This window comes from Chryseobacterium lathyri (assembly GCF_003290185.1).
Lineage (GTDB): Bacteria > Bacteroidota > Bacteroidia > Flavobacteriales > Weeksellaceae > Chryseobacterium > Chryseobacterium lathyri.
This window is the reverse complement of the sequence record NZ_QNFY01000002.1, coordinates 275,253-294,531: the sequence shown is the minus strand read 5'-3', so window position 1 is coordinate 294,531 and position 19,279 is coordinate 275,253. Positions and strand designations below refer to the sequence as shown.

Here is a 19,279-nt window from a genome sequence, read left to right as displayed (position 1 = left end):
GGATAAACCAGACCAGACACGGAAACCTTTGTTGATCTCCTATATTATGATTCAAAAAAAACAGCTAGATTAATGATTTTACAATCGTAATCAGACTCATCACAATCACCACCACACCTACTACCGCAAACATTTTTTTAGCAGGAAGACGCGAGGCAAACATCGCTGAAAAAGGGGCTGTAAAAACACCTCCCAAAAGAAGACCAAGCACAATATTCCAGTGATGTATCCCGATGGTGAAAATAAAGGTTAGCGCACTGACTACGGTCAGTAAGAATTTAGCCATAGTAGAGCTCCCCACTACATACCTGGGCGTTCTTCCCTCTTTAATCAGGGTCCCGGTCACCAGTGGTCCCCAGCCTCCTCCGGCAAAAGAATCAATAAATCCACCTGCCAGACCAAGTATTCTGAGATTTGTTCTTTTTTTACGCTGTCTTCCTCCTGATTTTTTTTCTTTTCCTTTAAATGCATTTCTGAGAATATTCAGTCCCAGATACAAGGTATAACAAGCGATGACCGGTTTTACAATATGGGCATAATATTCGCCGAAATGAGATAATGCAAATGCCCCGATAAAAGCACCTACAGCCGCGACAGGAAATAAGACCCAAACCATTTTTTTATTGACATTTCCCAGCTTGTAATGACTGATACTTCCCGCAGCCGAAGTGAAAGATTCCGCAGAATGGATGCTAGCGCTTACCACAGGAGGCGGAACATTCAGAAGCAAAAGAATTGTTGTACAGATTACTCCATATCCCATGCCCATAGATCCGGCGACAATTTCTGCCAGAAATCCGGCCAGCAGCATCCAGTAAAAAATATGTCCGTCTTTACTGAGAAAGCTCTGAATATCCCCGGACAGGTTAAACTGATAAATAATCAGCGCCAATACACCAATAAGTATCAGAACACCAATGATTCCAAGATAAATATTAGCTCTTCTCTGTACTGTTTTAGTGATGTTGATTAATTTTTCCATCTCCAGTTTCGCTTCAGCAGGCGGGTCCTTTTTCTCATCCAGGTATTGCGTTGTAAGCCTGTTAAGTTCTTTTACCTTGTAACTAAAGTCTCCCTTTAACTGATTGCGGATGTCCTGCATATTGTCTAAGAGCCCATCCATTTCTTCATCGGGAATTGTTTCCGTTAAAATCTCACGTACCCGTTTCGCTACCGTCGGAGATTTTCCGTTGGTAGAAACTGCAATTTTAAGATGTCCTTTTCTTACAATGGAACCCAGATAAAAATCACATAGATCTGGTTTATCGGCAATATTCACCAGTGTATTATTTTGATGAGCCCTGTCACGGATCTGCTCTGCAACGAAAATATCATTAACCGCCACAATCGCAAGATCGGCACTGTTAAAATCATTATCCGTAAAAGACCTTTCATGCAGGGTAAGGTTGGGATAATTCTTTTTTAGTTCTTTAACCTGATCACTTATTTCCAGTGCTACCAGCTTAATGCGCGCTCCCGGAGAATTGGCGAGAACAGACTCCAGCTTCTCCAGAGCAATGTTGCCTCCACCAATGATGAGCAGTGATAATTCTTCAAGTTTTAAGAATATGGGATATAAAAAGTTACTCATCTTATTTAAAGTTTAGATCATAGGTAAATGCGACATAATACAGTCCTCCGATCTCGGGCCCTGCCGCATACTGATAATACCGGCGGTTAAGCAGATTCGTTGCTCCGATTTTCACACTCGTTTTAATGTCCGGAATTCTCCATGTTGCCTGAGCATCGATGGTATAATAGGCCGGAATATTTCCGGAAGCTAACGGACTTTCCCATAAGAAACTATCCTGCCATCTCGCCGCAACCGTAAATCCTATATTTTTAATAATCTCCCTATTTCCAACACTTAAATTAACTGCCCATTTAGGAGTATTGAAAGCAGTAATGAAAAGATCCGAGGTATTGGTTGAAACCAGATCATTATATGAAATGTTCACATTTACATTATAGTTTTTCACCAGATTATATCGGATTCCCAAAGATGTTCCAAGACTTTTATATTTACTGTTGCTATTGGTATACACTCTGTACCGGTCCTGCTTACTTCTGTCCAGCATTGCTAAAACTGCATTATCACTGCCTATACTTTCATTTTTAGGCACCGCCACTTCTACCTGTCCCAGAAAACCTTCATAGACATTGTAATAAAAGTCCCAGTCGATGATAAGCCTGCTGTTGAATAACGCTGATTTATAGCCTATTTCAAAAGAGGTTACCTTTTCAGGCTGTAATTTCGGGAGATTGGCCGCGGACAATAAGCTTTTATTTTTCAGTGCAGCCTGGTTCTGATTGAGCCCTCCGTCTATATCTTTATTAACTGCAGAAATGAATTGGTCAATAGAAGCCAGCGTATATGAATTTTCAAGATAACCCAATCCGTCATTGGCTTTCGACAGTCCACCCACTCTTCTTACATTTCCGTTATTAACGAATGAAAGGGCTTCAAACAAAGAAGGAAAACGGTAACCATTTTGAAAAGAAACCCGGAAATTATGTTGATTAACCGGAGAATAAACCACGCTTACCCTTGGATTTAATTTGGTCTCAAACTCAGGATTTCTATCGGCGCGAAGAGCCAGATTTACTTTTAACTTATCATCGAAAAAAAGCTTGGTAAGTTGGGCAAAAGCACCATATTTCTGGTAAATGACATTGTTTCCAAAAGTCCCGTCTGATAAAGGAATATTCCGTTCACTGACCGGCCTGTCGAAATCAACAAAATTATTTCCGTCGGGAGTGATGCTGTAAAGACGGTAATCTGCGCCGACAAGAAGATTAAAAACCTTTACAAATTTTGTAAAGTCGTAAGTAATTTCGCCCTGGTAAAATCGGGATTTCTGTTCAAGCTTTGCGCCTCCGGTGGCGGGTGCTCCTGCAATTCCGGAATTGGCTGAATCCCAGTTATTGATCCCAATGATTGTATTTTTCAGCTGTTCAAAAGCTGCCGACCCTGGAATAGCCCGGTTTTTATCAGCTTCCTGTCTTGCCAAAATAAAAGCATCATTCAGATTTACTCCTGAATTAAGCCTGTCCTGCAAAGTATTCTGAAAGATATTTTTCCAGTTGGTATTGGAAAGATTGGTAAGGTCCAGATTATCAGCTAATGGCTTAAGATTATAAGAATCTCCGGTATTTTCTATGGACATGTATGCCCTGAATGTCAATTCCTTACCTGTCAATTCTACTTTATGGTTCTGAACCGTTGCATTCTGAAGGCGGATCTTGTTTCCTCTCTGAAAAGTACCATCGAGTAATCCGTAACGGTACACGTAAGAAGTTTTCCACTGATCTCCAAAACGGTAGTACAATCCGGCATCGAATTTTACATTTTTCACTTCAGGACTTATCAGATCTTTTTCATCATATCCTGTCCTTGAAACATTAAAGGTGGTTGGCTTTCCATTATAATTCACTTTTACCGATGTCCTGTTGTTTCTTTCATCACCGTATTTATTCCAGAGATCTTCAGCCGGGTTATTCGCCAGGGAAAAGTTTGGATTGGCAGTAATCAGTGAATTGGGGTTCTGATCTGTGCGGTTATCTGAGATCCAGTCAATTCCGCTGAAATAAGAGGCATTGATCTTTACAGCAAAATTTTTATTAAAAACTTTTGCAATTCTGACGGCGCTTTCTCCTAAGGAAGCGGTTTTATGATTCACATTGTCCACATGATTCACTCCGCCTCTGAAATAAAGACTTACTCCTTCCGAGGTAAACGGATCTTTTGTCTGAAGACTCGCCAATCCGTTCACAGCATTCATTCCATACAAAGCGGAAGCGGCTCCGGGAGTAATTTCCATAGACTGGATATCCAATTCTGTAGGCCCTATTGCATTTCCCAGCGGAACTCCGAGCGTGGCAGACTGCACATCGACACCATCAACCAGCTGCATAAACCGAAAGTTATTCGGAGAATTGAATCCTCTGGAATTGGGAACTTTTAAAGTAAGGCTTGAGGTCAAAAGCTGTAGCCCTTTTACATTTTCCAATGTTTCGTAAAATGAAGCGGCCGGACTTTCCCTGATGGTTTTAATATCAATTTTTTCAATAGCAATCGGAGATCTCAGTATCTTTTCGGGAACACGTGAAGCGGAAATCACCACTTCATTGATGATGGTGTTCTGAGGATTCAATTCTACTGCAATTTTACTGGACAATGACAATATTTCAGTAGTCTGAGTGGCAAAGCCTTCTTTGGCAATGGCAATTCTGAAGGGTATTTTCACCCTTGTTCTCAGCTGAAAGTTTCCATCCTGATCGGTTACTGCTGCATCCTGGGTATGTTCTACCCGGATGTTTGCTCCGGCAATTCCTTTTTGGGAGTCTGTATGCCTGATCGTACCGCTTACTTCGATAAGCTGCTGCGCCTGTACAAAGCCAGTGAAGGAAAGGGTAAACAGTATAAGATGGATTTTATGTTTAAAATATGGGTGGTGTATGGATTTCACTTGTTTTTAATTTTAGGGTTGAAAAATGATTTTATGCGTTGTCAATTAATGAACAGCACATACACATTCGGATCCCTAAAAGATTCTGATCATGTTGTCTAGCTTTTGTCTGTCTGTAAAAGAGGTTGATCATATTTTTTATTTTGCGGTTTGTAAATAACGGTAGGAGAAATCACCAAATGTTTCTTCTGCGTTTCTCTGTTGTGAATAGATCCCGAAAAGCTGGTCAAGGGTTTCTATGATTTCTTCTTCACCGACGTTTTCTTTAAATTTTGTATTCAGGCGCGTACCCAGTCTGTCCCCTCCGATATGAAGATTATATTTGCCATATGCTGTACCCACGAATCCAATTTCGGCATTGGGTGATCTTCCGCACCCATTGGGACACCCCGTCATCCTGATGGTAATATCTTCGTTTTGAAGGCCATATTTTTCAAGGACAGGCTCTATTTTGGTGACTAAAGAGGGTAAATAGCGCTGAGCTTCTGCCAAAGCCAATGAACATGTATTCAATGCTACGCAGGCAACGGAATTTTTACGAAGTGCGCTGGCTTCATCAGTATAGGTTGAAATTCCTGATTCTTTCAGAAGAGCCTCAATTTCAGCTTTATCATTTTCCGAAATATCAGACAGAATCAGGTTTTGATTGCAGGTAAAGCGGAAATTGACTTTCCCGGTTTCAGCAATTTTTAACAGTCCTGATTTTAAAGGATATTCATCTGTATCAAGTACACGTCCGTGCTCTACGAATAAAGTGTAAAACCATTTTCCTTCATGGTTCTGTACCCAGCCGTAACGGTCTTTTCTCTGCTCAAACTTAAATTCCCTGGCAGGTTCAAAACTGAAACCACATCTTTTTTCTACTTCAGTTCTATATCCGTCGATACCCAGTTTGTCTATTGTATATTTTAACCTTGATAATTTCCTGTCGCTTCTGTTCCCGAAGTCACGCTGTACTGTGATAATTTCATACACCGCTTTCAATACTTTTTCTTCTGTATCTACAAAACCCAGGAGAGATGCAAGGCGTGCATAGGTTGCATCATTTCCATGTGTGGCCCCCAATCCTCCGCCTGCCGCAATATTATAACCGACAATTTTATGATCTTCAATGACAGCAATCAGCGCTATGTCATTAATAAAAACATCTACATCGTTATTGGGAGGAACGGCAATTCCAATTTTCAATTTTCTGGGCAGATATCTGTCCTGGTATAAAGGATCTTCCTCTGCTTTTCTGTCAACAACCAATTCGTCATCGATCCACAGATCATAATATGATTTTGTTTTGGGCAGACACATTTCGCTTATTTTCCCCGCTAATTCATAAGCCTCCTGATGCAAGGGCGATTCGGAAGGATTTGAGGTACAGGTCACATTCCTGTTCACATCACCACATGCTGCAATGGAATCCAGATGCCGCAAATTGAAGCTCTGAATGGTCGGTTTTACATGAGATTTTAAAATTCCGTGCAGCTGAATGGTCTGGCGGGTGGTAATTTTAATCACTCCTGTGGAATGATTTTCTGCAATTTCATGAAGTCCTGCCCATTGTTCAGAAGTTAAAAAACCTCCCGGAAGCCTCAAACGAATCATATAGGAGTACAGCCATTCCAGTTTTTTGGCGACTCTTTCTTCACGTCTGTCCCGATCATCCTGCTGATACATCCCGTGAAACTTGATGAGTGTTTGGTCATCTTCTCTGATGGCTCCCGTAAAATCGTCCAAAAGGCTTTCTTTTAAAGTTCCTCTAAGTCCGTTACTGCTGGTCTTGATCCTTTCTACAGGGGAAAGGTTATTCTTATCTGTCATATTGATCCGTTTATGATTTAGTACACATCTTTTACATATCTGCCGCTGAGTTCCAGTTCTTCCAGGTAAGCCTGAGCTTCTTCCACACTATGTTTTCCTTTATCCTGAATAATGTTTAGAATGGTTTTTTCAACATCCTTGCTCATAGGATCTCTTGTTCCGCATACGTAGAGTGATGCTCCGCTTTCCAACCAGTGATAGACCTCCTGTGCTTTTTGCTCCAGCCTGTGCTGAACGTATATTTTTTCGGCTGTATCTCTGGAAAAGGCCAGGTCTAGATGAGTTAATGTTCCGGTTTTCAGAAAATCCTGAATTTCTGCCTGATAAAGAAAATCTGAAACGAATGTCCGGTCACCAAAGAAAAGCCAGTTTCTGCCTTCTGCTCCAAGGGCATCGCGCTCGTACAGAAAAGACCTGAAAGGCGCAATGCCGGTTCCGGGACCAATCATAATGATATCTTTATCCGGCTTGGGTAATCTGAAATGTTTGGCTTCCTGAATATAGAATTCAAGGTTTTCTCCTTCCTTAAATTCAGCAAGGAAACTACTGCAGAGTCCGTTCTGCTTTTTATCATTAATAAAAAACTCGGATTTTGTTACCGTGATGTGAATTTCTGCATCACCATGAGCTTCCAGCGATGAAGAAATGGAATATAAACGTGGTGACTGCCCGGTTAAAAACTTAAGTACCTGTTCAAATTCATCGGCATTTTTTACAGGATAAATCCTCAGCAAATCGAGAAGGCTTAACCTCACTTCAGGGATATGATGCCCAGTGGTCTGTGCATATTGAGCTACTGTTGTTTTAAGCAGGTAGCTGATATTAAGATGTTTGTAGAGAAGTTCTTCTGCGCCGGCTGTAATTTTGGCGGTTGTAATCTGTTTCTGAGGATCAATCCCGGTTAGGGCAATGATCTCATCCACTTCATGTTTCGGGTTGAAGGCAATAACGCCCAATGCATCCCCTGGGCTATAGACTAAAGGTTCTTCTGTTTCTATTTCAATGTGATAGGTTTCTTTATCAGACCCAATGTCATTTAAATTGATGATTGTTGAAATTTTCCCCTGGTACTTTTTTCTTCCGGTTGATATTTTGGGAGTAACAGTGCTTTTATGACTGCTTTCTTTCGTTTTATCAGCAACATCCAGAATATGTTCTGCCCAGTTATGAGCTTCCTCTTCGTAATCAATATCACATTTTTTTAAAGGAAGAATACGCTGTGCTCCCAGTATTTCAAAACGGGAATCGATGTCCTCCCCGGTTTTGCAGAACAGAGGGTAACTGCTATCTCCCAAAGCAAGGACTCCGAATTTCAAATTACTGATATTCAAGTCATTTTCATGAATATGATCATAAAACTTTTTGGCAAGAATAGGTGGATCACCCTCTCCCTGAGTACTGATAATAATGAAGAACAAATCTTCTTTAGCAAGATCTTTCGGTTTGTATTGGGAAAGGTCTGCCAGCTTTACCTGAATACCTTTCTTCTTGATGATTCCCGCAAGTTCTACCGCGAGCTTCTTACTGTTTCCGGTTTCAGTACCATAGGCAAGGGTAATTTTCTTTGCAGAAACTGTTTCGGTATGAGCTGCAAGTGTAAAATTTTCCTGTACTGTAGCGTACGATCCTGCAAGGCCTGCCAGAAAACCGCTGGCCCAGACCGCTTCATCCCTTGAAAAATCGCCGGATATTTCTTTAAGGGCTTTTAATTTAATTTCAGACAGCATATTCGAATAGGTTTTGATGGTTTGACACCAGAGTTCCGTTTGTTACAGATTTAAAGTAAATCCCTTCCTGTATAGGTGTTTTTAGCCAGGAAAACTCATCGTGCAGGTTAACTACTTTCCCTATCACGACCAATGATGGAGATATAAAATCTTTATTCCCGAATTTTGCATGAAAATCCTCTATGGATGAGGTATATACTTTCTGATAAGGGGTGGTAGCCTGTTCAATAACCGCAATCTTCTTCTCATCAGTCTTGCCTAGTGCTAAGAATTTATCTACCAGTCCATTCAGGTTTCCTTTAGACATATAAAAAACAAGAGTATCTTCTGATGTTCCCAGTTCTTTCCAGTACTCATCACTGAGAATTTCTGTTTTATAATAGGTCAGAAAGCGTACGGATGTGGCATACCCTCTTGCCGTTAAAGGTATTCCGGCATAGGCTGCTGCTCCTGAAGCTGCTGTAATTCCAGGGATGATTTCAAATGGTATATGATGCTCTTTCAAAGCTTTCAATTCATCCAGAACATTGGAAAAAAAGGATATATCCCCTCCTTTAAGCCTTACCACGGTTTTTCCCAGGGAAGCATAGTCCACAATTAATGTATTGATGCGGGACTGCGGTGTAGAAGCATTTTTACTGCATTCTTTTCCGACATAAATAATTTCGGCTTTTTTATTGGCGTAACGGGATAATATTTCCGGGCTTACAAGACGATCGCATAAGATAACGTCGGCAGCAGCAATAGCTTTTACCGCTTTCACAGTGATCAGATCAGGGTCGCCGGGTCCTGCACCGACAAGGAAAACCTGTGGTGAACTACTAGTATATTTCATTTTTAATCTTTTTATTGGTGGGTTCTAGAACAGTCCTTCAATGGACAGGTATCTTTCGCCTGTATCATAGTTTACCGTAAGAATGGTAGATCCGTCCGGGATTTCAGGCAGTTTCTTTGCTACCGCTGCTAAAGCTGCTCCTGTGGAAATCCCAACGAAAAGACCTTCTTTTTTGGCGGCATTTTTTGTGTATTCAAAAGCTTCGTCTTTATTAATCTGAACAATTTCATCTAATAGAGCTGTATCAAGTATGGAAGGAATGAATCCTGCACCCAGACCCTGCAAAGGATGTGGAGCGGGAGCACCTCCGCTGAGTACGGGAGACAGCTCGGGCTCAACAGCAATTACTTTAATATTGGGAAACTTCTGTTTAAGAACCTGTGCAATTCCGGTAATATGTCCTCCGGTTCCTACTCCGGTGATAAGGTAATCGAGCCCTTCCGGAAAGTCTTTGAGGATTTCCTGGGCGGTGGTTTCAACATGCACTTTTACATTAGCCGGGTTATCAAATTGCCTCGGGATCCATGAATTCGGGGTTTCCTTTGCCAGTTCTTCTGCTTTTTCAATGGCTCCTTTCATTCCCTTTTCTCTGGGAGTCAAAACGAATTCTGCTCCGTATGATTCCATAATTTTACGGCGTTCCAAACTCATACTTTCCGGCATCACGAGAATCAGCTTATAATTTTTTACAGCAGCTACCAGGGCAAGTCCTATTCCTGTGTTTCCGCTTGTAGGCTCTATAATGATGCTGTCTTTATTCAGAAGACCTTTAGATTCAGCATCTTCGATCATTGACAAAGCAATTCTGTCTTTGATACTTCCGCCCGGATTTGCTTTTTCCAGCTTGATCCAAACTTCATGTCCGGCACCGAAAAGCTGATTAATTTTTACAACCGGGGTATTTCCGATGGTTTCTAATGTGTTTTGGAACTTCATACCGATTCAATTTTATGTTGTTTTGTTGTTTATATCACAAATGTTAAAGATTCAGGAAGCGGTCCGTTATCTTTTATTTTTATTTCACTTTTATTATAGACTAAGGAATTGGAAGGTACATTTTGGGTAATCCACACATTTCCACCTATGATGCTATCTCTGCCGATGGTTGTATCTCCTCCTAAAATGGTTGCCCCTGAGTAAATAATCACGTGATCTTCAATATTGGGATGCCTTTTCTCATTGGCTTTATCTTTTGAAACATGTAAGGCTCCCAATGTTACTCCCTGATATAGCTTCACATGATTGCCAATAACCGTTGTTTCTCCAACCACAATCCCGGTTCCGTGGTCAATAAAGAAATGTTCTCCAATAACCGCCCCCGGATGAATATCTATTCCTGTCCTGCTGTGCGCATATTCTGAGATTATGCGTGGCAGTGTTTTTACTTTTTGAATCCAAAGCTGATGCGAAATTCTATAGACATAGGTCGCAAAAAAGCCGGGATAAGAGAGAAGTATCTCTTCCAAAGACTCTGTTGCGGGATCAAACTCCAGGATAGATTCAGCATCGAGAATCAGTTTATCATAAATATCAGGCAATGCCAGAAAAAAAGCATTGGTTTGATTTTCAACGGAAACCTCATCAATCTCTGTACTTCCTATTAAATCAAAAAGAAGTTTACTCAGTATTTCAAAATCATTGTAAAGCTGATCACCCGTGTTTACCTGTTTGAGAAGAAACAGGAGATTGTACAGCTCTGTGACAAAATTTTCCATTTTGTTCTGATCAAAGAACCGGGTGGAACTGATTTGCTTTTTTTCAAGAATCTTCTTAATAAAATGATCTGATATTTTCATTTCTACTGAATTATACAGGCTGCAACGGTAGCATTGGACGTTTCATCTACCAGAATAGCGGACCCTGTTTTTTTATTGCTTATAAAATCATCAAATACTAAAGGCTGCGCTGTACGTATGGTTACTTTTGCAATTTCATTGAGCCTGATGTCTTCTTCTGCCGTTTCTTTTTCCAGTGTATTGACATTGATTTTGTAGTCAACCTTTTTTACCACAGCTTTCAACTGCCTGCTGTGATGTTGCAGCAGGTATTTATTTCCCGGCTGCAGGGCTTTATGATCAAGCCAGCACAGCAATACTTCTATTTCCTTTTCCACATTGGGAAGCTCTTCTGCCGAAGTAAAGAAATCTCCTCTGCTGATATCTATATCTTCTTTAATCTGAATAACAACAGGCTGTCCTTCAAAAGCCTCCTGAACCTCAGCACCATTCACTTCTATTGCTGTAATTTCAGTGATTATTCCAGCCGGAAGTATGGCTATTTTATTTCCTTTCTGAAAGCTTCCACTGACAACTTGCCCGGCATAACCGCGGTAATCATGTAATTCTTCAGTCTGCGGACGGATGACATACTGCACCTGAAAACGGCTGCCACTGTTCAGCTCCTGATCAAGCTGCACTTCTTCCAGATATTCAAGAAGGGAACTTCCTTTATACCAGCCTGTAACAGGAGATAAGGAAACGATATTATCCCCTTTCAATGCTGAAATCGGGAAATAGGTAACATTATTTAAACCTAAGCCTTCTGCGATCTTGGAATAATCTGCTTTAATAGTTTCAAAAACATCTTCCGAATAATCTACCATATCCATTTTATTGATCGCAACAGCTACTTTTTTCAGTTTAAGTAATGAAGCAATAATGGAATGTCTCCTCGTCTGCTCAATGACTCCTTTACGGGCATCAATGAGAATCACCATAAGATCTGAATTAGAAGCTCCGGTAATCATGTTTCGGGTATACTGAACATGCCCCGGAGCATCTGCAATAATAAATTTTCTTTTTGATGTCGAAAAATACCGGTAAGCGACATCAATGGTGATTCCCTGCTCTCTTTCTGCACGGAGCCCATCCGTTAAAAGAGCAAGGTCTACCCCATCATCATTTTTGTTTTTAGAGTGTTTTTCAAGTACTTCCAGCTGATCCTGTAAAATGCTTTTGCTATCGTAAAGCAGTCTTCCAATGAGGGTACTTTTACCGTCATCTACACTTCCTGCTGTTATTAATCTTAATATATCCACGATTTTTTATTTATGAGTGATACATGATAAGTAATGTCTGATTGATTACCTATTAGAAATAGCCTCCTTTTTTCCGGTCTTCCATGGCCGCTTCTGTAACACGGTCGTCAATTCTGGTCTCTCCTCTTTCTGAGATTCTGGTGGCTACAATTTCTTCAATTACCCTGTCAACGGTTGCCGCTTCAGATTCTACGGCTGCTGTACAGGTCATATCACCTACGGTGCGGTAACGGATCCGTTTTGTTGTTACAATGTCACTTTCTTCCAGTACGGCAAACTCAGAATTAGCGACCCACTGCCCATTAAGGTCTACGACTTCTCTTTCATGCGAAAAGTAAATAGATGGCAGGTCTATATGCTCTCTACGGATGTAGTTCCATACATCCAATTCGGTCCAGTTGCTTATTGGGAATACTCTTACATTCTCCCCTTTATGGATTTTTCCGTTAAAAATATTCCAAAGCTCGGGACGTTGGAGCTTGGGGTCCCATTGTCCGAATTCATCTCTTACAGAAAATATTCTCTCTTTTGCACGGGCCTTTTCTTCATCCCTCCTTGCTCCTCCTATGCATGCGTCGAACTCAAACTCTTCAATTACATCCAACAATGTAAAGGTTTGCAGCCAGTTGCGGCTCGGGAATTTACCTTTAGGTTCTGTAAGTTTTCTTTTCTGAATGGTATCTTCCACTTTCCGTACAACCAAATCCACATTCAGTTCTCCGGCCAGCTGATCTCTGAAATCTAAAACCTCCTGAAAATTGTGTCCGGTATCAATATGGACGAATGTAAAAGGGATCTTTCCGTGAGGAAATGCTTTTGCTGCCAGATGAGCCAGAACAATACTGTCTTTTCCGCCACTGAACAGTAATGCCGGACGATCAAACTGTCCTGCAACCTCTCTGAGGATATAAATGGACTCAGATTCTAGCTGATCTAAATAGTTTAATTTATATAATGACATAGTATATTTTTATTGATGAACATGTAAGCCGCATTCTTTCTTATCAACATCTTCCCACCACCATCGGCCGGCTCTGAAATCTTCGCCCTCTTTGATCGCTCTGGTACAGGGTTCACATCCGATGCTTACAAACCCTTTTTTGTGAAGGTGATTATAAGGAAGCTGATGTGTTTTTACATAGTCTGCCACCTGTTCCGTGGTCCAGTGAAGGATAGGATGAAACTTAATGATCTGATGATCTGGATCCCATTCCAGCTGCGGCATTTCTTTCCTGCCCGCAGAATGCTGAGACCTTAAGCCTGTAATCCAGACCTTATATCCCTGAAGGGCCTTTTTCAGAGGCTGAACCTTTCGGATATTACAGCAAGCTTTTCTATTTTCCACGGACTGATAAAAGGAATCCGGTCCGTTTTCTGAGACAAATTTCTGCAGGGCTTCCGGATCCGGATAATAGGCTTTTATATTTTTTTTAAAGAATGCTCTGGATGAGGTCCAGGTTTCGTAGGTCTGTTCAAAAAGTCTTCCTGTATCCAGAGTAAAAATATCAATATCAAGATTTTTTATCAGATGATTCACAACCTGGTCTTCATAGCTGAAGCTGGTAGAAAATATAACTTCTTCCGGAAATTTTTCTGCCAGAACCTGCAAAAAATCGGCACTCAAAACACCTGTAGAGGCCTTTTCGAGAAGGTTATTGAATTCTATTTTCAGAGCGTTTTCCATTTTTAAATTGAAATTAACTTCTGCAAATATATATAAATCCTATTTATCCTACCAAATTACTAGGATATAAAAATTAAAAAAATTTTCAGCTGTTTTTTATAAAGGAAGTAAGGGTAGCTTCCATCATACTTTTTCTTGTTTTTTCTCTTACTATGATCAGTTCATTTCTGAGATAGCATGTTGCTTCATCGACACAGTCGTCACAAGGTTCATAGAAATTTATTGAAATACAGGGAGTTAAGGCAATCGGTCCTTCAAAAATCCGGTAGATATCTGCCAATGAAATATCATCAGGTGACTTCAGGAGGTAGTAGCCGCCCGCTGTTCCCTGCTTGCTGTTGACCAGCTTGGCTCTTTTAAGTTCAAGAAGAATCTGTTCTAAAAACTTTTTTGAAATATTTTCATCCTGTGCAATAATAGCAGTTGACAAAAACCCCTGGTTGTAGTTTCTTGCCAATCTTACCATTGCTTTCAATGCATATTTGCAACGTTTGGACATCATAATTGATGCAAGTTATGATAATTTATTTGATTATCGAAATCACTGTTTGGAATTGAAAAAATGAAACACTTTTACGGGTTGAAAGATGCCAGAAAGATGGCCTAAATTTTAAATTTGAAAAATTTACATTGTATATTTGTTGGAAATTTATGATCGATGAGTATAATAGAATTCAACCCATTGTGGAAAGAGAAATTACTGAACCGTTTTCTCGCTTATGTAAAAATATATTCAACCAGTGATGCAGAAAGCGAAACGACTCCTTCTACTCCACGCCAGTGGGACATTGCAAAATATATTACTGAGGAACTGAAAACTATTGGTCTGGAAGATGTTTCTCTTGATGACAATGGCTATATTATGGGGTATATTCCTTCTAACCTAGAAGATGATAACAGGCCTACGATTGGTTTTATTTCACATTATGACACTTCACCGGATTTCAGTGGTGAAAATGTAAAACCACAGATTTGGAAAAACTATGACGGAAGTGATCTTGTTCTGAATCAGGCCACAGGATTTACACTATCCGCTTCAAAATTTGAAAGCTTAAAAAAATATATCGGACAAACCCTGATCACGACTGACGGGAATACGCTTTTAGGAGCTGATGATAAGGCTGGCTGTGCAGAAATTGTAACTGCTGCGGAATATCTTATTGCACATCCGGAAATTAAGCACGGAAGAGTTGCTGTAGGATTTACTCCTGATGAAGAGATCGGCAGAGGAGCGCATAAATTTGATGTAGCTAAATTCGGTGCAGAATGGGCCTATACTATGGATGGAAGTGAAGTGGGAGAATTGGAATATGAAAACTTCAATGCTGCCGGAGCTGTGGTAAAAATCCACGGATTAAGCGTTCACCCGGGTTATGCTTATGGAAAAATGGTGAATGCAAGCCTTTTAGCCGCTGAATTTATCCAGATGCTTCCAGAGAATGAAACTCCGGCTACGACTAAAGGTTTTGACGGATTCTATCATTTAATGGATATTACAGCTGATATTTCTGAGGCTAAGCTTCAATATATCATCCGTGATCATGATGAGGAAAAGTATGAAGCCAGAAAAAAATTCATGGAGGAAAAAGTAACTGAATTCAACCAAAAATACGGTGCAGGCACTGCCGAGGTGGAAATAAAAGAACAGTACAGAAACATGAAGCAGCAGTTTGAAGGAAAAATGCACATCATCGATCTTGCTGCAAAAGCTATGAAAGAAGCGGATATTGAGCCTAAAATAAAAGCAATCAGAGGTGGAACAGACGGAGCTCAGCTCTCTTATATGGGGCTGCCATGTCCGAATATTTTCGCAGGGGGAATGAACTTCCACGGTCCTTACGAATATGTTGCTTTGGAAAGCATGGAGAAGGCAGTTGAGGTGATCATTAATATTGTTAAAGCTTAATAGATTATGAAAAGACTCTTAGCATTAGTATTCATTATATCTTTTGTTTTCAGCCAGGCACAGATCTCTGAATTTGATAAAGCCGATTCCCGTTATGAAAGAAAGAAAAAGGCTCTGTATAAAAAATACCCTAAGCCTAATGATTTAAAAACTAAGCAGGAGTGGCTTATTACTGAGGAGAAAATATCGGCATATAAAAATGCTTTAGATAAAATTTATGAAGAGGAAAACAAAGCAGTAACGGATGTTCCGCCTCCTGTGGCTCCGAAGATCACCAAGGAAGCCGAGTATGCAACCGGAAAAGCTTCGTTTCAAAAGCTTTTAAATGAAGCAGTAGACCTCAGTTTCCTGAATTTTGCCGTTAATCCTTATAAAATAACTTTAAAATTCACTTTAGACTCTAAAGGGAATGCATATCATGTGAAAGTAAAAGGCAATAACGAAGATGTAAACGCATTTATAGAAGCAGCTTTTTACCGTATTAAAGATAAGGGCAAATGGAAGCCCGCAGAATCGAATGGACGGCCGGTACTTTCTGTAGTGAACCTTCCTTTACAATTAAATTTCAGTAAATAAAACAGATCAACCCATTGCAGATGCAGTGGGTTGTTTCTTTTGTCTTGTGTAAAATTTCCACTCATTATTTCTCATATTGATGAAAAATATTTATTTTTTTTGATTATATTAACTTATACATCAGACTATTAACTTAAAAATTAATTTATTATGATAAAATGAAAAAAATTTTGAGAAAGATCTTTCCATAATTCTTGGAAGTTGAATGGACGGCTGCCACATGAATGGCGATTCTGTGTTCTGCTGGACAGACTGTGAATGTACCTTCGGAAAAGCCCGTGAGATGTACGATGATGGAAATCCGGGAAGCTGTATTGCCGTAGGAGGTGGTGGAAACCCGGGCGGCGGCGGAACAGGCGGATGCATTCCTCCAACGATCTGCGAAGAAGAACCTTTTTAACCCATACTTATCGGAAGCCAAACCCTTCCGATTTTTTTTATATTCTTTTCAGCCAAAAAACGAACCTCATCCAAGCATCCCTGCCGTTCATCAAATAAAGTTTTATCTCATTCTTCATAGTTGTTGTTTTGCACCAGATTATTAACAACAATTTATGAAACAGCAGATTTTAGCACTAAGCTCACTTTTATTATGTATCACATGCTCGGTTGAGACTAAAGCACAGCAGACTCCGGCTTTCCACATCGGGATAAAGGGTGGGGCAACCTATACAAAAACCTCAACAGAGTCTTCTGCACTGGAAGGAAAATACGGTTTTGGATATCAGGGAGGAATTATGACAAGAATGGATATTGGAAGCCTATATGTGCAGGGGGAAGCTTTATTCAACAAGAGGAAGACCTCTTACAACTACAAAGACGGAAGCACTCCAAAGCTTACCTGGAACTCTATTGACATTCCGATAGTAATCGGTTATAAATTGATCAACACCCAGGATTTCAATGTAAGAGCCTTTGCCGGAGGAGTTTACAGCTATGCATTTAAAAATAATCTGTCGACATCCAAAGCATTGCAGGAAGGTTTTAAAAGCTTTGATAAATCTAACATCGGAATTACAGGAGGTATCGGAGTAGATTATAAAAACTTTACCGCAGACCTCAGGTATGAAACAGGACTTACGAGCATCAGTAAGGAGTTTAAATCTAAACCCAACAGCTTTACACTCGGGATAGGATATTTCTTATTCTAAAAACTTAAAGTACCTTTACCTATTAGAAACTGCGCCCTGCAGTTTCTAATTTTTTATAACCTACGTTATCTTATCCATGACACAACCTTTAATTTTAAAAAAATATTTTTTTGTTGCTATTTTCTGGCTCGTTTTTGCAGCTGCAGTGTATATCAACTTTCAGGCTAGTTCTGACAAGGTTTCATCCGTACTCCAAACAATTGCCCTGGTGGTCTCTTCATTCTTTTTCACTCATTTTCTTACTACCAAACTCCTTCCAAAAGCATTGCGGTTAAAAAAAATGAAATTATTTCTGATCCAGGCTACAGGAGTCATCCTTTTATTGAGCTTCATCTATTCTCTGATCTTCACTTATATTGAAATAGGCTCAAAAAATCAGCTTCCAGCCGACTTTACCGATCATCTTCCTTTCTTATGGAAGGGTTTTTATCTCGCGCTACCCGCTTCATTTCTCATCAATGGATCTACTTGCGGCATCAAGTTTTATCAGGAACACGGAAAAATAGAACGGGATCATATTCTTCTTCAGCAGGCTCATTTAGAAAATCAGCTCAAACTGCTGCAGGACCAGATCAACCCTCATGTGGTTTTCAATATTTTGAATCATATTCATATTCTGATGAAAACGGATACAAAACTTGCTGATTATCTGCTGCTCAAATTTTCAGATATTCTCCGTTATCAGCTCTATCACTGCAGTCAGAACCTTGTTCCTCTGGATAAGGATATTGAACACCTGCAGAATCTGGTAGAAGTTGAAAAGCTAAGATGGGGAAATGAACTGGAAGTGAATGCAGACTGGAGTACCGGAAATAACAGGTCGTTTATTGCTCCTCTTCTTCTGGTTCCATTTATCGAAAATGCATTTAAGTATGTCTGCAGACTGCCCGGTCATAAAGGTTATGTAAAGATTTCCTGTATAGAGAAGGACGGTTTTCTTTTGTTTTATGCCGAAAACTCTTGTTTGGAACCAGCAACCTATAAAAAGAAGGACGGCTCCGGCGGGATTGGACTTCAAAATGTACAAAAACGTTTAAAATTACAGTATCCGAATGCTCACGAACTTACGATTGTGACAGCCGATAATGTATACAAAGTAACTCTAACCTTACAATTATCTGACAATAATGAGCAGTAATATCCCTAAAATAAAATGTCTGATCATCGATGATGAGCCTTTGGCCAGATTTCACCTGAAAGAGCTGGCGGATCAGATTGATTTTTTATCCGTTGAAGGCACCTGTGCCACAGCACTGGAAGCCGATGCCATAGTGAAGGAAAAAGAAATTGACCTTCTTTTTCTGGATATTAATATGCCTTACTTAAGCGGTCTTGAGTTTCTGGAACAGCTTGAAAATCCTCCTTTATGCATTCTCACAACCGCCTATTCCGAATATGCCCTGGAAGGTTACCGGCTGCAGGTTGTGGATTATCTTCTGAAACCTATTGCCTTTAACCGTTTCTATCAGGCCGTGAACAAAGCACAACAGCAGTTTATTGTTTCTGAAAAGATGAAGAAGAACTCCCCTTTTGATGATCCTTTTCTGTATGTAAGACAATCTGATACCTTCATAAAAGTTTCCTGGGTAGATATCCTGTATATTGAAAGCATGCAGAACTATACGAAACTGCACTTTAAAGACAAGTCTCTGGTCATTCATCAAACAATGAAAGCCGTTGAAGAGTCTCTGCCATCCGAACATTTTTTCAGGATCCACAAATCTTTCCTGATCAATATCATCCATATCGACATGATCTCAGGCGGACGTCTTTACATCAATAAAACAGAGCTTCCTATTTCCCGCACCCGAAAAGAAGAACTGCTTAATCAGGTGGTGTATAAGAAGCTTATTAGTAAGTAGATTTGGAAAGGAAGAGGGAGGCTGGATGATGGAAGTTATTATTCTCGAAAATTAAATGTTCTACTTTTCTATTTAAACCTATCTCATCAAATTATATGAATAAGGATGGGAGATTGGAGCGAGAAGTTATTGAAGCCGTTAAGAAAATCGATCTTTTATTTATACACTTTGGTGAATCGTGTCTAATCAATTGACAACAAGTTAATAATCGTTGGATAGT

The 19,279-nt window shown here is 40.0% G+C and carries 17 protein-coding genes; 6 read left to right on the top strand and 11 right to left on the bottom strand.

Going from position 1 to position 19,279, the window contains the following annotated elements:
- Window positions 1-64: 64 nt before the first annotated feature.
- From DRF61_RS03655 to DRF61_RS03605, 11 genes are all read right to left on the bottom strand, one after another.
- Window positions 65-1,591: a TSUP family transporter gene (locus tag DRF61_RS03655; protein WP_111954151.1), complete on the bottom strand. Its 1,527-nt coding sequence runs from the start codon at window positions 1,589-1,591 to the stop codon at window positions 65-67.
- Window position 1,592: 1 nt separating this feature from the next.
- Complete coding sequence (locus tag DRF61_RS03650; protein WP_111954149.1) at window positions 1,593-4,469, bottom strand: TonB-dependent receptor; 2,877 nt, start codon at window positions 4,467-4,469, stop codon at window positions 1,593-1,595.
- Between the two features lie 138 nt (window positions 4,470-4,607).
- Entirely contained in the window at window positions 4,608-6,281 is a 1,674-nt protein-coding gene (locus DRF61_RS03645) for an NADPH-dependent assimilatory sulfite reductase hemoprotein subunit (RefSeq protein ID WP_111954147.1), read from the bottom strand.
- A 17-nt stretch (window positions 6,282-6,298) separates the two neighbouring features.
- Complete coding sequence (locus DRF61_RS03640) at window positions 6,299-8,008, bottom strand: diflavin oxidoreductase (RefSeq protein ID WP_111954145.1); 1,710 nt, start codon at window positions 8,006-8,008, stop codon at window positions 6,299-6,301.
- Window positions 7,998-8,843 (bottom strand): uroporphyrinogen-III C-methyltransferase, encoded by an 846-nt coding sequence (gene cobA, locus DRF61_RS03635; protein ID WP_111954143.1) that lies wholly within the window; start codon window positions 8,841-8,843, stop codon window positions 7,998-8,000. The genes DRF61_RS03640 and cobA overlap by 11 nt, the downstream gene beginning before the upstream one ends.
- 24 nt (window positions 8,844-8,867) lie before the next feature.
- Complete coding sequence (gene cysK / locus DRF61_RS03630) at window positions 8,868-9,779, bottom strand: cysteine synthase A (RefSeq protein ID WP_111954141.1); 912 nt, start codon at window positions 9,777-9,779, stop codon at window positions 8,868-8,870.
- A 29-nt stretch (window positions 9,780-9,808) separates the two neighbouring features.
- Window positions 9,809-10,639 carry a serine O-acetyltransferase EpsC gene (gene epsC / locus DRF61_RS03625; protein ID WP_111954139.1) on the bottom strand — a complete coding sequence of 277 codons (831 nt, stop codon included), beginning with the start codon at window positions 10,637-10,639 and terminating at the stop codon, window positions 9,809-9,811.
- 2 nt (window positions 10,640-10,641) lie between these two features.
- Entirely contained in the window at window positions 10,642-11,880 is a 1,239-nt protein-coding gene (locus DRF61_RS03620) for a sulfate adenylyltransferase subunit 1 (protein WP_111954137.1), read from the bottom strand.
- A 52-nt stretch (window positions 11,881-11,932) separates the two neighbouring features.
- Window positions 11,933-12,841 carry a sulfate adenylyltransferase subunit CysD gene (gene cysD, locus DRF61_RS03615; RefSeq protein ID WP_111954135.1) on the bottom strand — a complete coding sequence of 303 codons (909 nt, stop codon included), beginning with the start codon at window positions 12,839-12,841 and terminating at the stop codon, window positions 11,933-11,935.
- A 9-nt stretch (window positions 12,842-12,850) separates the two neighbouring features.
- Window positions 12,851-13,564, bottom strand: coding sequence for a phosphoadenylyl-sulfate reductase (locus DRF61_RS03610; protein ID WP_111954133.1), 714 nt, complete (start codon window positions 13,562-13,564; stop codon window positions 12,851-12,853).
- Between the two features lie 85 nt (window positions 13,565-13,649).
- Window positions 13,650-14,066, bottom strand: coding sequence for an RrF2 family transcriptional regulator (locus DRF61_RS03605; protein WP_083996783.1), 417 nt, complete (start codon window positions 14,064-14,066; stop codon window positions 13,650-13,652).
- A gap of 156 nt (window positions 14,067-14,222) precedes the next feature.
- Between DRF61_RS03605 and pepT the strand changes: the two genes are divergently transcribed.
- The 6 genes from pepT to DRF61_RS03575 all read left to right on the top strand — a co-directional run bounded on the left by pepT (window position 14,223) and on the right by DRF61_RS03575 (window position 19,059).
- Window positions 14,223-15,470, top strand: coding sequence for a peptidase T (gene pepT / locus DRF61_RS03600; RefSeq protein WP_111954131.1), 1,248 nt, complete (start codon window positions 14,223-14,225; stop codon window positions 15,468-15,470).
- 6 nt (window positions 15,471-15,476) lie between these two features.
- Window positions 15,477-16,046: a hypothetical protein gene (locus DRF61_RS03595; RefSeq protein WP_111954129.1), complete on the top strand. Its 570-nt coding sequence runs from the start codon at window positions 15,477-15,479 to the stop codon at window positions 16,044-16,046.
- 205 nt (window positions 16,047-16,251) lie between these two features.
- The gene (locus tag DRF61_RS03590) at window positions 16,252-16,446 is read left to right on the top strand and encodes a hypothetical protein (protein ID WP_111954127.1); all 195 of its coding nucleotides are present in this window, start codon (window positions 16,252-16,254) and stop codon (window positions 16,444-16,446) included.
- A 154-nt stretch (window positions 16,447-16,600) separates the two neighbouring features.
- A complete protein-coding gene (locus tag DRF61_RS03585) occupies window positions 16,601-17,197 on the top strand; it encodes a porin family protein (RefSeq protein WP_111954125.1) in 597 nt (198 codons plus the stop codon).
- Between the two features lie 76 nt (window positions 17,198-17,273).
- Window positions 17,274-18,335: a sensor histidine kinase gene (locus DRF61_RS03580; RefSeq protein ID WP_111954123.1), complete on the top strand. Its 1,062-nt coding sequence runs from the start codon at window positions 17,274-17,276 to the stop codon at window positions 18,333-18,335.
- Complete coding sequence (locus DRF61_RS03575; protein ID WP_111954121.1) at window positions 18,325-19,059, top strand: LytR/AlgR family response regulator transcription factor; 735 nt, start codon at window positions 18,325-18,327, stop codon at window positions 19,057-19,059. The genes DRF61_RS03580 and DRF61_RS03575 overlap by 11 nt, the downstream gene beginning before the upstream one ends.
- Window positions 19,060-19,279: the final 220 nt, after the last annotated feature.